Source organism: Escherichia sp. WS1450, from assembly GCF_046487395.1.
Lineage (GTDB): Bacteria > Pseudomonadota > Gammaproteobacteria > Enterobacterales > Enterobacteriaceae > Escherichia > Escherichia coli.
In genome coordinates, this window is record NZ_JBJQJO010000008.1 from 168,261 (window position 1) to 182,375 (window position 14,115).

General features: G+C 55.1%; 13 protein-coding genes. 4 read left to right on the forward strand and 9 right to left on the reverse strand.

What is annotated here, in order from left to right:
• Positions 1–6: 6 nt before the first annotated feature.
• The 7 genes from ACJHYR_RS12365 to entC form a co-directional block, all read right to left on the reverse strand.
• Positions 7–204, reverse strand: coding sequence for a YbdD/YjiX family protein (locus ACJHYR_RS12365; RefSeq protein WP_000460431.1), 198 nt, complete (start codon positions 202–204; stop codon positions 7–9).
• A gap of 181 nt (positions 205–385) precedes the next feature.
• Positions 386–2,491 (reverse strand): pyruvate/proton symporter CstA, encoded by a 2,106-nt coding sequence (gene cstA / locus ACJHYR_RS12370; RefSeq protein WP_001043157.1) that lies wholly within the window; start codon positions 2,489–2,491, stop codon positions 386–388.
• Between the two features lie 180 nt (positions 2,492–2,671).
• The gene (gene entH, locus ACJHYR_RS12375; RefSeq protein WP_000637940.1) at positions 2,672–3,085 is read right to left on the reverse strand and encodes a proofreading thioesterase EntH; all 414 of its coding nucleotides are present in this window, start codon (positions 3,083–3,085) and stop codon (positions 2,672–2,674) included.
• A 2-nt stretch (positions 3,086–3,087) separates the two neighbouring features.
• Positions 3,088–3,834 carry a 2,3-dihydro-2,3-dihydroxybenzoate dehydrogenase EntA gene (entA, locus tag ACJHYR_RS12380; protein WP_072837452.1) on the reverse strand — a complete coding sequence of 249 codons (747 nt, stop codon included), beginning with the start codon at positions 3,832–3,834 and terminating at the stop codon, positions 3,088–3,090.
• Positions 3,834–4,691: an enterobactin biosynthesis bifunctional isochorismatase/aryl carrier protein EntB gene (gene entB, locus ACJHYR_RS12385; protein WP_000997097.1), complete on the reverse strand. Its 858-nt coding sequence runs from the start codon at positions 4,689–4,691 to the stop codon at positions 3,834–3,836. The genes entA and entB overlap by 1 nt, the downstream gene beginning before the upstream one ends.
• 13 nt (positions 4,692–4,704) lie before the next feature.
• Positions 4,705–6,315: a (2,3-dihydroxybenzoyl)adenylate synthase EntE gene (gene entE / locus ACJHYR_RS12390; protein WP_000026770.1), complete on the reverse strand. Its 1,611-nt coding sequence runs from the start codon at positions 6,313–6,315 to the stop codon at positions 4,705–4,707.
• A 9-nt stretch (positions 6,316–6,324) separates the two neighbouring features.
• The gene (gene entC, locus ACJHYR_RS12395) at positions 6,325–7,500 is read right to left on the reverse strand and encodes an isochorismate synthase EntC (RefSeq protein ID WP_059327733.1); all 1,176 of its coding nucleotides are present in this window, start codon (positions 7,498–7,500) and stop codon (positions 6,325–6,327) included.
• Positions 7,501–7,688: 188 nt separating this feature from the next.
• On the opposite strand from entC, the gene fepB reads away from it, so the two are divergent.
• Positions 7,689–8,645: a Fe2+-enterobactin ABC transporter substrate-binding protein gene (gene fepB, locus ACJHYR_RS12400; protein WP_001234312.1), complete on the forward strand. Its 957-nt coding sequence runs from the start codon at positions 7,689–7,691 to the stop codon at positions 8,643–8,645.
• A 3-nt stretch (positions 8,646–8,648) separates the two neighbouring features.
• On the opposite strand, the gene entS is transcribed toward fepB, so the two are convergent.
• Positions 8,649–9,899 carry an enterobactin transporter EntS gene (entS, locus tag ACJHYR_RS12405; RefSeq protein WP_001586793.1) on the reverse strand — a complete coding sequence of 417 codons (1,251 nt, stop codon included), beginning with the start codon at positions 9,897–9,899 and terminating at the stop codon, positions 8,649–8,651.
• A gap of 110 nt (positions 9,900–10,009) precedes the next feature.
• Between entS and fepD the strand changes: the two genes are divergently transcribed.
• Genes fepD through fepC form a run of 3 tightly spaced genes read left to right on the forward strand, consistent with a single transcriptional unit; the run spans position 10,010 to position 12,815 of the window.
• Positions 10,010–11,014 (forward strand): Fe(3+)-siderophore ABC transporter permease, encoded by a 1,005-nt coding sequence (gene fepD, locus ACJHYR_RS12410; protein ID WP_001305550.1) that lies wholly within the window; start codon positions 10,010–10,012, stop codon positions 11,012–11,014.
• A complete protein-coding gene (fepG, locus tag ACJHYR_RS12415; RefSeq protein WP_000640953.1) occupies positions 11,011–12,003 on the forward strand; it encodes an iron-enterobactin ABC transporter permease in 993 nt (330 codons plus the stop codon). The genes fepD and fepG overlap by 4 nt, the downstream gene beginning before the upstream one ends.
• On the forward strand, positions 12,000–12,815 hold the full coding sequence (gene fepC / locus ACJHYR_RS12420) for an iron-enterobactin ABC transporter ATP-binding protein (RefSeq protein ID WP_000140647.1): 816 nt from the start codon (positions 12,000–12,002) through the stop codon (positions 12,813–12,815). Before fepG ends, fepC begins: the two co-directional genes overlap by 4 nt.
• On the opposite strand, the gene wzz(fepE) is transcribed toward fepC, so the two are convergent.
• Positions 12,812–13,945 (reverse strand): LPS O-antigen length regulator Wzz(fepE), encoded by a 1,134-nt coding sequence (gene wzz(fepE) / locus ACJHYR_RS12425; RefSeq protein WP_000096710.1) that lies wholly within the window; start codon positions 13,943–13,945, stop codon positions 12,812–12,814. The genes fepC and wzz(fepE) overlap by 4 nt on opposite strands.
• Positions 13,946–14,115 lie beyond the last annotated feature (170 nt).

Here is a 14,115-nt window from a genome sequence, read left to right on the forward strand (position 1 = left end):
ACATATTTAGCAGCAGCGCGCGCCGCCTTTTCCACCGTAGCGCGCGTCCTGCCGCTCACGGAAAAACTCCTCGTAGGTCATCGGCGTTTGATCGGGATGGTTAACCCGCATATGTTCGACATAGTTGTCGTAATCAGGCATACCAATCATCAGTTTCGCCGCCTGACCTAAATATTTTCCGGCTTTTGCCAGTGAATCAAACATTAATACCTCCGGTAATCAGGTTGCCAGGAGAGTGCCGGATGCGGCGTGAACGCCTTATCCGGCCTACAAATGCTATCAACGCGCTCGGTCAGTCCCCTCGCCCCATCGGGGAGAGGGTTAGGGTGAGAGGGAACCCTCGGCACTATGCCAACATTCGCCAACATCCCCCCTCACTCTGACTTTAGTGTGCGCCTTTTGCCTGCGCCACGATCTCCTCGACATTTTCCGGCATCGGCTCATACGGCGTTTCTTTCGCCGTTGGCTTCGGCTCTTTCAATGCCGCCAGTGCCGTCTTAATCGAGAACAGCGCCAGAACCACCACGACCACCATAAAGAAGATGGTTAACCCAGCATCCAGACGGTTGTTGAATACCAGTTGCGCCAGTTGTGACTCAGTATACTGCGACGGAATATTGCCGCTGTCGATCATTGCCTGGAACTTGTTAGCAATCGCCAGGAAGCCGACTTTCGCATCCGGGCTAAACGCTTTCTGCCAGCCAGCGGTCAGTGTACAAATCAGCAGCCAGGCCGTTGGTACCAGCGCCACCCAGGCGTAACGTTGACGTTTCATTTTGAACAGCACCACGGCACAAAGCATCAGCGCCATTCCTGCCAGCATCTGGTTGGCAATACCAAACAGCGGCCACAAGGTGTTAATACCGCCCAGCGGATCGACCACACCCTGATGGAGGAAGTAGCCCCACGCCAGTACGCACAGCGCCGTTGCCAGCAGGTTAGCAGGCAGTGAATCGGTCCGTTTCAGGCCCGGAGACACCACGCCCAGCAGATCCTGCAACATAAAGCGCGCAGCACGCGTACCTGCATCCACCGCCGTCAGAATAAACAGTGCTTCAAACAAAATGGCGAAGTGATACCAGAACGCCACATCCATCATGCCGCCCAGCGCGCCGTGCAGAATGTAGGCCATCCCCACCGCCAGCGTCGGCGCACCGCCCGCACGGGAAATGATCGACTGTTCACCCACTTCGCTGGCAATCTGGTTGAGCGTATCTGGTGTAATGCTAAATCCCCAGCTACTCACCACCTGCGCGGCAGAAGCAACCACATCCGCCGTACCTGCCGGAGCCAGCACCGCCATCGGGCTGTTCATAGCGAAGTACACACCCGGATCGATGATACAGGCGGAAACCAGCGCCATAATCGCTACGAAGGATTCCATTAACATCCCGCCGTAGCCGATAAAACACGCCTGCCCTTCGTTCGCCAGCATCTTCGGCGTGGTACCGGAAGAGATCAGCGCATGGAAGCCAGACACCGCGCCACAAGCGATGGTGATAAACAGGAACGGGAACAGGTTACCGGTCCATACCGGGCCTGTGCCATCGACAAATTTAGTTAGCGCAGGCATGGTCAGCGTCGGGCGCATAATCAAAATGCCTACCGCCAGACCGACGATAGTCCCGATTTTCAGGAAGGTTGAGAGGTAGTCACGCGGAGCCAGCAGCAGCCACACCGGCAGCACCGCCGCCACAAAACCGTAACCCACCAGCATCCAGGTCAGCTGCACGCCGGTAAAGTCAAAGTACGGTGCCCAGGTCGGGCTTTCTGCCACCCAGCCGCCAGAGATAATGGCGAAAATCAGGAACACCAGACCAATCACCGACACTTCGCCAATACGCCCCGGACGCAGATAACGCAGGTAGATCCCCATAAACAGCGCCAGCGGAATGGTGAACGCAACGGTATACGTTCCCCACGGGCTATGGGTCAGGGCTTTCACCACGATCATCGCCAGCACGGCAAGGATAATGACCATGATCATAAAGCAGGCCACCAGCGCAATCACCCCGGCGGTTGGCCCCATCTCTTCTTTGACCAGCTCACCCAGCGAGCGACCATCGCGGCGCGTGGAAACAAACAGCACCATGAAATCCTGCACCGCACCGGCGAGAACCACCCCGGCGAGCAGCCAGATCATCCCCGGCAGGTAACCCATTTGCGCCGCCAGCACCGGCCCCACCAGCGGGCCTGCTCCGGCAATGGCCGCAAAATGGTGACCGAACAGCACTTTTTTGTCCGTCGGCACATAGTCCAGCCCGTCGTTATGGCGCACCGCTGGCGTCATACGCGTCGGGTCAACCGCCAGCACATTTTTGGCGATATACAGGCCATAAAAACGGTAAGCGATCAGATAGATACAGACCGACGCCACCACAATCCACAGCGCGTTGATCTGTTCCCCACGATTTAAAGCAATGTATCCCAGAGCAAATGCTCCCATTACAGAGAGCACTGTCCAGACGAGGTATTTCCCTGATTTGTTCATAGTTGTTATCCGTGTGCGTGTCCATAGAGATGTTACATTTTGTTTCTATAACATCTTTGCGCAATTTAACAACACAGCAACCATGTAAATCGGAGTTGAAACCAATATTTAACTTAACAATGTTAACTCGATCACTCCGTTAACCGAGTTTTCCTGCAATCTCATTTAATTCTGTCGGGTTCATCCCAAAACTGCCGTACCCAGCCGACAAGTGCAGCAACGCCGCCCCTGTTCATCGAAAACGACGATTTCCCAGCTCTGATTTTGCCGCCCAAGATGCAGCGGCTGGCAGACGCCGCGCACCTTTCCCTCAGACACCGGGCGATGATGTGTGGCGTTAAGTTCCGTGCCCACCACACACTGTCCGTCGCGGGTCATCATAAATCCGGCCATCGATCCCAGCGTTTCCGCCAGCGCCGCCGACGCGCCGCCATGCAGCAGGCCAAACGGCTGATGAGTACGGTTATCAACCGGCATTTCGGCTTCCAGCACATCATCGCCCAGACGGGTATACACAATTCCCAGATGCGCCACCATTGTGTTATCGCTGGTGGCGTTCAGCTCGTCGAGCGTTAAATGGCGTTTCCAGATCATGCTTATGCCCCCAGCGTCGAGCCGCCATCCACCACAATATCCTGTAGGGTGATATGGCTGGCGAGGTCAGAGGCGAGGAACAAAATCGTATTGGCGATCTCCTGTGGACGGGCGATTTTCCCCAGCGGAATGCCGAGTTTAAACTGCTCGCCAAAGCCGCGAATACGCTGCTCTTCGGCGTCATCGCTCACCCACAGCGTGCGTTGCATATCGGTGTCGGTGGAGCCCGGCGAAACCACATTACAGCGCACGCTGCTACCCGCCAGTTCCAGCCCAACGCTCAACGCCAGGCTTTTCAGCGCCGCTTTCGACGCGCCATAAGCACTCATACCAATGCGCGGCGTGTGTGCGGCGTCGGACGCAACAGTAACAATCGCCCCGCCCCGCTGACGGCGAAACTGGTTCATGGTTTGCTGGAACAGGTTAAACGCGCCACCGACATTAACTGCAAAAGTCTGCTTCCAGTCCTCTTTGCTCAGTTGGTCTGTCGCGCCCATGCGTAAAATTCCCGCCGCATTGACCAGCACGTCCAGTCGCTCCGTTTGCGCTAACAGTCGCTGACATACCTGCGCCACCTGCGCAGCATCGGCAACATCCATCACTTCGGTCGCAAAGGGATATTGCTCCTGCGCGAACGCTTGATCAAAACCGGTAACTTTCGCCCCCGCCTCAACAAATGCCAGCGCCGTGGCATAGCCGATACCTTTCCCCGCGCCAGTTACCCAGACATTTTTACCGCTGAAATCCATTATTTCACCTCGCGGGAGAGTAGCTTCCACCAGGCATCGATGGTCGGGTTTTTCGCCAGCATGACAAAGTCGATATCGCCATGCACTTTGCGCCAGCGCGCCGCCAGCGCCATCATCCGCACCGAATCCAGACCGTAGTCGATCAGGTTGTCGTCATCGAACGGTTCATCGGACTCGTCCAGCAACGGCAGGATCACCTCACGCAGCGCCGCTTTGCTGGCGGGGATAGGTGCTGGCAGCAATTCTTCGGTCATCACCACCCGGCCAGAACGTCCGGCCACATATTTCAGCGACATCAAATGCTCGTCACGGCTGAAATCGGCCAGCGCATCTGCCACCATAAACGGTTTAATATCGCGCATAAATGCGTCCGTTGCGGTGGTCATACAGCCAATGTGGGCATATACCCCGGTAATAATCAGCTGGTTACGTCCACTCTCTTTGAGCATTTGCTCCAGCGGAGAACGATGAAACGCGCTGTAGCGCCACTTCACCAGCACCGTGTCGTCGGCATCTGGCGTCAGGCGATCCACCACCTTTTGCTGTTCCGGCGAACGGGTCAGGCCTGGCCCCCACATATCATTCAACAGCGCCCGATCTTCATCGCTCTGCTCTTTCGGCTGGGCGGTGTAATAAACCGGGATATTGTGCTGTTTGCAGTAGTCGCGTAGTGCCGCAATATTCGCGATCACCTGCTCCATCATCGGGCAGTTCTCGCCCCAGAAGCTGACAAAATAGTCCTGCATATCATGGATTAACAACGCGGCACGTTGCGGTTCAAAGGCCCAGTCTACTTTATTCTGCGGAATATCGTGAGACTCCGGCAGTGCGTAAGCCTCTAATTTTGGAATAGCCATCGTGTTCTCTCCTTCAGGCTGATGCGCGTGACGCCAGCCACTGACGTAATTGTTTTTTATCGACTTTCCCGACCGCCGTCAGCGGAAGTGAATCTACACACTCCACGCGATCCGGTAATTTAAACTCGGCAATACCCTGTTCACGCAGGAAACGACGCACCTGCACCGCGCGCAGCGGCTCTTTTACCACCAGATAAGCACAGCTTTTTTCGCCCATCAGCTCATCTTCCATGCTCACCAGTGCGGCGTAGATCACCGCCGGGTGGCGCAGCAGCAGGTTTTCGATCTCTTCGGCAGCGATCTTCTCGCCGCCACGGTTAATCTGATCTTTCTCGCGCCCCTGCACGGTGATGTAACCCTCTGGATCAATAGAGATCAGATCGCCGGAACAGTAAAAACCGTTGGCATCAAAGGCGCTGGCATTGTGCTGCGGGCTTTTGTAATAGCCGCGGAAGGTGTACGGACCGCGCGTCATCAGGCGTCCGACTTCCCCTTGCGGCAGTGGATTTCCTTCGGCATCGGCAACCCACACTTCATCGTCCGGGCACATTGGGTAACCCTGGGTATGGATAATTTTCTCCGCGCTATCATCAAGACGGGTGTAGTTCACCAGCCCTTCCGCCATGCCAAACACCTGCTGCAACTGGCAGCCAATCTCAGCGGGAATACGCGCAGCAAGCGTGGCAGAAAGACGTGCACCACCGACCTGTAACAGTTTCAGCGAGGCAAGCTGCGCCCGGCTTTCGCCTTCAGCCAGCGCCTGTAACCACAGGCTGACTGCGGGCGGCACCAGCGCGGTGACGTTCACCTGATGTTTTTCAATCAATGGGAAGCAAAGCGTGGCGCTGGGGTCGGCCGCCAGAACCACAGTGCCGCCAGCGAGAAATACCCCCAACGATCCCGGTGAACTCATGGCGTAGTTATGAGCCGCCGGGATCGCGCACAGGTAGCGTGTCTGTTGTGTGAACTGACAAATCTCGACGCTACGACGCACGCTGTAGTAATAGTCATTATGAGTACGTGGGATCAGTTTCGGTGTGCCGGTGGTGCCGCCGGAAAGCTGGAAATAGGCCACTTCATCAGCAGGTGACGGCGTGGCAGTAAAATCCTCAGCCGGATGGTTAATCGCATCCTGCAAATTATGCTCACCGCTGTCGTTGTGCAGTTGCACCACGCGAATGGAGGAATGCTCTGCAACAAATGTATTGAGGAAATCATCTCCGCTAAACAGCGCATGCTGGCGATCGGCAATCAGTAACGCCGGTTCAATCTGGCTGGCATAGGCGTTCAGTTCACTACGCTGATGGCTGAACAGCGCCAGCACCGGCGCAACGCCCAGTTTCAGCAACGCGAAAAAGGTAATGTAAAGTTCAGCGACGTTACCCAGTTGTACCAGCGCGGTTTCACCAGGTTTAATGCCCTGACGGCGCAAACTACACGCGAGGTTATCCGCCGCCTGATTCAGCTCCCGGTAACTCAACTGCCGCTCGCCGTCGATGACCGCGATGCTGTCGCTTGCGGCATGACGGGTCAGAATGTCGGTCAGCGGCAAATCCTGCCAGTAGCCTTTTTCCCGATAGCGACGGGCAAACTCTTCCGGCCAGCGGGTGAATGGAATGCTCATCCTCACTCCTTAATGCAATCCAAAAACGTTCAACATGGTAGAAAGTTTGACGCCCGTTTCGCGCCACTCACCCAACGGTGACGACGCAGGCACAATCCCCGCTCCGGCAAACAGGCGCACCTGATTTTCCCGCAGCTTCGCGCAGCGGATGGTCACCACCCACTCGCCGTTACCTTCGCTGTCACACCAACCCACAATGCCGCCAAACAGTTCGCGGTCGAACGGCTCCAGTTCAGCAATAACCTGGGTCGCGGCCTGATGCGGGAAACCGCTCAGCGCGGGGGTCGGATGCAGCAGACAGGCCAGAGTCAGTGCGTTTTCTTGCGAATTCGCTTTACCTTCAAAGGGAGTTGCGAGATGCCACAGCGTCGGCGTGGTAATCAATTGTGGAGAGGAAGGAACGTGTAACTCACTACTGCATTCGCGCAGTACCTCTTTCATCGCCTGAGTCACCAGTTCATGTTCATGGCGATCTTTTTCTGACGCCAGCAGACGATTACCCGCTTCGCGATCGAGCACTTCATCCGGCTGACGACGCGCAGAACCGGCTAACGGAATGGAGCTAAAACGCTCGCCGTCTTTACGTAGCAGCAGTTCCGGGCTGGCCCCCAGCAGAACGCCACCATCTGCCAACGGCACATGGAAGTTGTAACTAACCGGGTTTTGCGCAATCAACCGTTCCAGCAATACGCCACTATCAATGGCGGCGTCAGTGGTGATATCAATCAACCGTGACAACACCACTTTGTCGACCTGCGGCGTGGCGGTAAGTGCGGCAGCGCGAGCAACCATCTGTTCAAACGTGGCTTGTTCCGGAATTGCCTGGCGTTCCACCACGTTCAGCGACTGGCTGCGGGTAAAACGGCGGGCTGAAGATTGTTTTTCCTGGCGGGAGAACGACTGCCAGGATTCAGGAATATACAGCGATGAAGGCTGACGTGGATCGAAGGGAATCGCCCCGACCATCACCGGATTTTTGATGCCCTGCGCTTTGGCATCGGCAAACAGCGCGGCGAGTTTTTGCTGGAAGGGACTGTCGGGCGAATCCCCGTTCACAGCCGGCTCATCGAAGCGGGCGAAACATCCTGACGTCGTAAAACTGCGGTACGGCGACATAAAGAAAAAGCGATTGGGCGCAAGTGTTGCCATGGTCTGCTGTACTTCCTCAGCCAGTGACGTATCCATATCATCCTCCACAAAATGATAAAGGCTTTAATAATGATTATCATTTATATTTTCGGTCGCTAACCTAAAAGCAAACGCGCACTATGTCAACTCTTGAGGTAACGCAATCTGCAACTCGGGGTTGCATCTGCTTGTGGTTACAATGAAAATGAGAAGCATTAACTTCATTAATAACAGGAAGCTGATTTGTGAGACTCGCCCCGCTCTACCGCAACGCCCTTCTATTAACAGGACTTTTGCTTTCAGGAATAGCCGCAGTTCAGGCCGCCGACTGGCCGCGTCAGATTACTGACAGCCGTGGCACTCATACCCTGGAAAGCCAGCCGCAGCGTATTGTTTCCACCAGCGTCACCCTGACCGGCTCACTGCTGGCGATTGATGCTCCGGTGATTGCCAGCGGCGCGACCACGCCAAATAACCGCGTCGCGGATGACCAGGGCTTTTTACGCCAGTGGAGCAAGGTAGCGAAAGAACGCAAATTGCAACGACTCTATATCGGTGAACCAAGTGCCGAAGCCGTTGCCGCGCAAATGCCGGATCTGATTTTAATTAGCGCAACCGGCGGTGATTCGGCGCTGGCGCTGTACGATCAGCTTTCCACCATCGCCCCGACATTAATCATCAATTACGACGACAAAAGCTGGCAGTCGCTGTTAACGCAACTTGGCGAAATTACCGGGCATGAGAAACAAGCGGCAGAGCGGATTGCGCAGTTTGATAAGCAACTGGCGGCGGCGAAAGAGCAAATCAAATTACCGCCGCAGCCGGTCACTGCCATTGTCTATACCGCCGCTGCACACAGTGCCAATCTCTGGACGCCTGAATCAGCACAAGGGCAGATGCTGGAACAACTCGGCTTTACGCTGGCGAAGTTGCCCGCAGGGTTAAACGCCAGCCAAAGCCAGGGCAAACGCCATGACATCATTCAGCTTGGTGGGGAAAATCTGGCTGCAGGGTTAAATGGTGAGTCACTATTCCTGTTCGCCGGTGATCAGAAAGACGCCGATGCTATTTATGCTAATCCGCTGCTCGCGCACCTGCCTGCAGTACAAAACAAGCAGGTTTATGCGCTGGGAACCGAGACGTTCCGACTGGATTACTACAGCGCCATGCAAGTGCTGGAACGACTTAAGGCGCTGTTTTAAGCATTAACTGTCGGACGCTGTCATCTGCGGCGGCGTCTGGCGAAAACGTCGCAACTCCACCAGCACCAGCAATAACAACACGCCGATAATCAACAAACCAAAACCGCTCGCGCTTGCGGAAGCAACCGGTGTCATCATCGCTCCCAAACCGCCCAGCAGCGCCGCGCCTATGGCATCGCCCGTCACGTTTTGCGCCGTCCACAAACCGTTAATCCGCCCTAACATCGCTTCCGGGGTTTGTGTTTGCAGCATTGTGTATTGCAGCAACGAACTAACCGCGCTCAGCCAGCCGAACAGCGCCAGACAAACCACGCCTAAAATCCACATCGGCATCAGGCCAAACAGACCAATGGCGAGGAACGATCCCAGCGTGGAGAGCAGCATCAACAACCCTGGTCGCGCACTATGTGCCAGCTTCCCGCTGGTTAACGCGCCAATAGCCGCGCCGAGCGGGATCGCCGCATAGAGAAAACCAATCTGTGCCGCCGACATCTGCCAGTTGTCAGCCAGCGCCGGATACAGTACCCGCACCGCGCTCGCCATCGTCAATAAACCACCCAGCAGCGCAATCCCTCCCACCAGCGGGCTGGCGAGCAGAAAACGAAATCCTGCCAGTAATGATTTCAACGGATGCTCACGCGGCTGCGGTGGCGGTGGCAACGCCGGAAGGCTTAACAACGGTAGCAAGGTAATAAACGTGCCCGCCGCCGCCAGCCCGTAGTTCCAGGCTACGCCGCCGGTCGCCAGCAATAAACCGCCAATCATAGGCGAAATCACCGCCCCCAGGCGCACGGTCAACATGGTGATCGCCCCGGCCTGCATTAAGTTTTCACGCCCTACCAGTGCAGGTGTCGCCGCCAGTAGCGCCGTAACGCCAAGTGATGCGAAAAAACCATCCCATAAACCAAGTAAATAGATTGCCAGCAATGACGGCTCCGGCAGCAGTGCATTAAGGCACAGTCCAATGAAGCCAATGCCACAGGTGCCGCGCGCCAGCAAAATCACTTTTTTGCGCTCATAGCGATCCGCCAGCACACCGCCGACCATCAGGCCAACAAACATCGCGCCGCCGGTCAGCGTCACCGAAAGCCCCACCTGCCAGGTAGAATGCGTCATCATCTGGATCTGCACGGGCACCGCGACGCCGAGCAAACCCAGAGACACAATTGAGATAAAACGAGCGAGGAATACTGCACGAAACGCCGGGTGCGTTTTCAACAGGCTGAGGTTAAGCAGCCAGGATTGTTTATTCATTACAATGCCTTGCCATCAAATATTTTAAATACCTATTCTTAGGCTGCACATGCTAACATATCCAAATAAGATCGATAACGATAATTAATTTCATTATCATGGAAGTTCGTATGTCTGGTTCTATTGCCGTGACACGCGCCATTGCCGTGCCCGGATTGCTGTTATTACTGATTATCGCGACGGCATTAAGCCTGCTCATTGGGGCAAAATCACTCCCCGCTTCCGTAGTGCTGGAGGCCCTCTCCGGCACCTGCCAGAGCGCCGACTGCACCATCGTGCTCGACGCGCGACTGCCGCGCACCCTTGCCGGTTTACTGGCAGGCGGTGCGCTTGGCCTTGCCGGGGCGTTGATGCAAACCCTCACCCGAAACCCACTTGCCGACCCCGGCTTGCTTGGCGTGAACGCCGGAGCCAGCTTTGCCATTGTGCTGGGTGCGGCGCTGTTTGGTTACTCATCCGCGCAGGAACAACTGGCGATGGCCTTCGCCGGGGCGCTGGTGGCCTCATTGATTGTTGCCTTTACCGGCAGCCAGGGCGGCGGGCAGTTAAGTCCGGTGCGTTTAACCCTGGCGGGCGTGGCGCTGGCGGCGGTGCTGGAAGGGCTGACCAGCGGCATCGCCCTGCTTAATCCTGACGTCTACGATCAGTTGCGTTTCTGGCAAGCCGGTTCGCTGGATATTCGTAATCTATATACCTTAAAAGTTGTGCTGATCCCGGTGCTGATCGCCGGAGCAACCGCGCTATTACTGAGCCGCGCGCTGAACAGTTTAAGCCTCGGCAGTGACACCGCGACGGCGCTAGGCAGTCGCGTGGCGCGCACACAGTTGATTGGTCTGCTGGCGATTACCGTGCTTTGCGGTAGTGCAACGGCGGTAGTTGGCCCGATTGCCTTTATTGGCCTGATGATGCCGCATATGGCGCGTTGGCTGGTAGGTGCCGATCATCGCTGGTCGCTGCCCGTCACGCTACTTGCTACCCCTGCCCTGCTGCTGTTTGCCGATATCATCGGGCGTGTGATTGTGCCCGGCGAACTGCGCGTTTCTGTAGTCAGTGCCTTTATTGGCGCACCGGTGCTGATCTTCCTCGTGCGACGTAAAACGCGAGGTGGCGCATGATTTACGTCTCTCGCCGATTAATCATCACCTGTTTGCTGCTGGTTTCCGCCTGTGTGGTTGCAGGTATCTGGGGATTACGCAGCGGTACCGTCACGCTGGAAACCTCGCAGATATTCGCCGCGCTGATGGGCGATGCGCCGCGCAGTATGACGATGGTGGTCACCGAATGGCGTTTACCACGCGTGCTGATGGCGCTGTTAATTGGCGCGGCTCTGGGCGTCAGCGGCGCGATTTTTCAGTCGCTGATGCGTAACCCGCTCGGCAGCCCTGACGTAATGGGCTTTAACACCGGGGCGTGGAGCGGCGTGCTGGTGGCGATGGTGCTGTTTGGTCAGGACCTGACGGCTATCGCCCTGGCAGCAATGGTGGGCGGCATTGTCACCTCGCTGCTGGTCTGGCTGCTCGCCTGGCGTAACGGCATCGACACCTTTCGGTTGATTATTATCGGCATCGGCGTTCGCGCCATGCTGGTGGCCTTTAATACCTGGCTTTTGCTGAAAGCGTCTTTAGAAACGGCGCTAACAGCAGGTTTGTGGAATGCCGGATCGCTCAACGGCCTGACGTGGGCAAAAACCTCGCCCTCCGCACCCATCATTATATTGATGCTCATTGCCGCCGCCTTGCTGGTGCGGCGGATGCGCTTGCTGGAGATGGGTGATGATACCGCATGTGCGCTGGGCGTCAGCGTCGAACGTTCGCGGCTGTTAATGATGCTGGTCGCCGTAGTACTTACCGCAGCTGCCACTGCCCTGGCGGGGCCGATTTCCTTTATTGCTTTAGTCGCGCCACACATTGCCCGCCGCATTAGCAGCACCGCTCGCTGGGGGCTGACCCAGGCGGCGCTGTGCGGGGCGTTGTTACTGCTGGCGGCCGATCTCTGCGCCCAACAACTGTTTATGCCGTATCAACTTCCGGTTGGCGTCGTTACCGTCAGCCTCGGTGGTATTTACCTTATCGTCTTGTTAATTCAGGAGTCTCGCAAAAAATGACCGAATCAGTAGCCCGTTTGCGTGGCGAACAGTTAACCCTCGGATATGGCAAATATACCGTTGCGGAAAATCTGACTGTAGAAATTCCTGATGGTCACTTCACGGCAATTATCGGGCCAAATGGCTGCGGTAAATCCACGTTACTGCGTACTTTAAGCCGCCTGATGACGCCTGCTCACGGGCATGTCTGGCTGGATGGTGAGCACATTCAACATTACGCCAGTAAAGAGGTTGCACGCCGGATTGGCCTGTTGGCGCAAAATGCTACCACGCCGGGCGATATCACCGTGCAGGAGCTGGTGGCGCGTGGACGTTACCCGCATCAACCGCTGTTTACCCGCTGGCGCAAAGAGGATGAAGAAGCGGTAACGAAAGCGATGCAGGCCACGGGAATAACTCATCTGGCAGATCAAAGCGTGGATACCCTTTCTGGCGGACAACGCCAGCGAGCGTGGATAGCAATGGTGCTGGCCCAGGAAACGGCAATTATGCTGCTCGACGAACCCACGACCTGGCTGGATATCAGTCATCAGATTGATCTACTGGAACTGTTAAGCGAACTGAACCGCGAGAAAGGCTATACCCTGGCGGCGGTGCTGCACGATCTTAATCAGGCCTGTCGTTACGCCAGCCATTTGATTGCATTGCGGGAAGGGAAAATTGTTGCTCAGGGAGCGCCGAAGGAGATTGTCACTGCTGAATTGATCGAGCGCATTTATGGTCTGCGCTGCATGATTATTGACGATCCGGTAGCCGGAACGCCGCTCGTGGTGCCGCTCGGACGAACGGCACCTTCAACCGCAAATAGTTAAACTAAGTGCTCTTCCATCACGGCATCCTGTTTTCTGGATGCCATCGCATGGCGCAACAGCACGCCACCACAAGCCACCATCCCGCCGACCATCGCAGAAAGGATCACAATAATCGCCTTACCCGGACCGTCTTTTTTCACTGGCAATGACGGGCTTAACTGATATTTAAACGGCGTAAAATTCACATCGTTGATATTTGCTTTTGTTAATTGCTCGACAAGATACTGACGATTACGTAATTCACCGTTCAGTTCCGCAACGTCAGTAACCGCTTTTTCAATTTCCAGTTTGCGTTCAATACCGTCTGCGCCGAGAGAAATAGAGAAATCGGGGTCATCTTTAACGGCCTGACCATTACTGTAAACGGGCTTTTTAATTCCTGCCGCGTTGGCAATGTCGAGTGAATAATTGAGGCGCTGAATGTTTGCATCAAGTTGATTTTTCGTTTTAATGCGATCCTGAGCCAGTTTTTCTTTTTCAAACTGGGTTTTGATCTCCAGTTTATTACGGACGTTTTCTATCGACTCTTTCACCACCAACGCAGAGATATAATCGATATACCCGCTCAAAACGGTCTGCGCCTCTTCGCTGGTTGGCGCGGTAAAACTTAGCGTCCAGGAGGTATACAGTGACGGTTCATCTTTTTTCTTACTGGCATTGTCATCAACCGCTTTCATTTTTTCGCTCAATGCGACAATTGCGCGATGCAAATCCAGTTCGTCGATTTTCGCCTCTTTTAATTGGTCCATCACATAAGGTGTTGAGCGCAGGTACTCTTCCAGCAAGCTAACCGACTGAAACTTCTTGATAAACAGGTTAAATGCTTCTGTACGATCAATTTTGATATCCAGATCCAGCACACGAAGCTTAGTGAATGTTTTCTCAAGCGCCTGCCACTGAACAGGTTCTGGAGGCGTGACAACCGCCGCGCTGGTCCATTTTTGCGGCAGGATGAAAGAGATCAGTAAACCTGCGCAGGCAAATGCAAAAATGACCGCCATGACCGTTTTTTTGGCCCGCCATAAAACTGCGATTAGATTAAGTAAATCAATTTCATTATTACTGGGCGACGCCAGAGGATACTCGGGAAAATGAGCGTCACTTCCCTGTTTAATATTCAGTGATGACATGGGGTATAACCTGAAAATGAGTCCAATAGGGGAAATCTCTACGGCGCTCACTTTACCAGTTGGTGATAATTATCCGAAGCTGAAGTTTGTAAATTCCTTCCACTGAATGCAACATTCACTCTATTTAAGAGAAATATTCATCAAACCTATAAATCAAACAAATAAAAAAC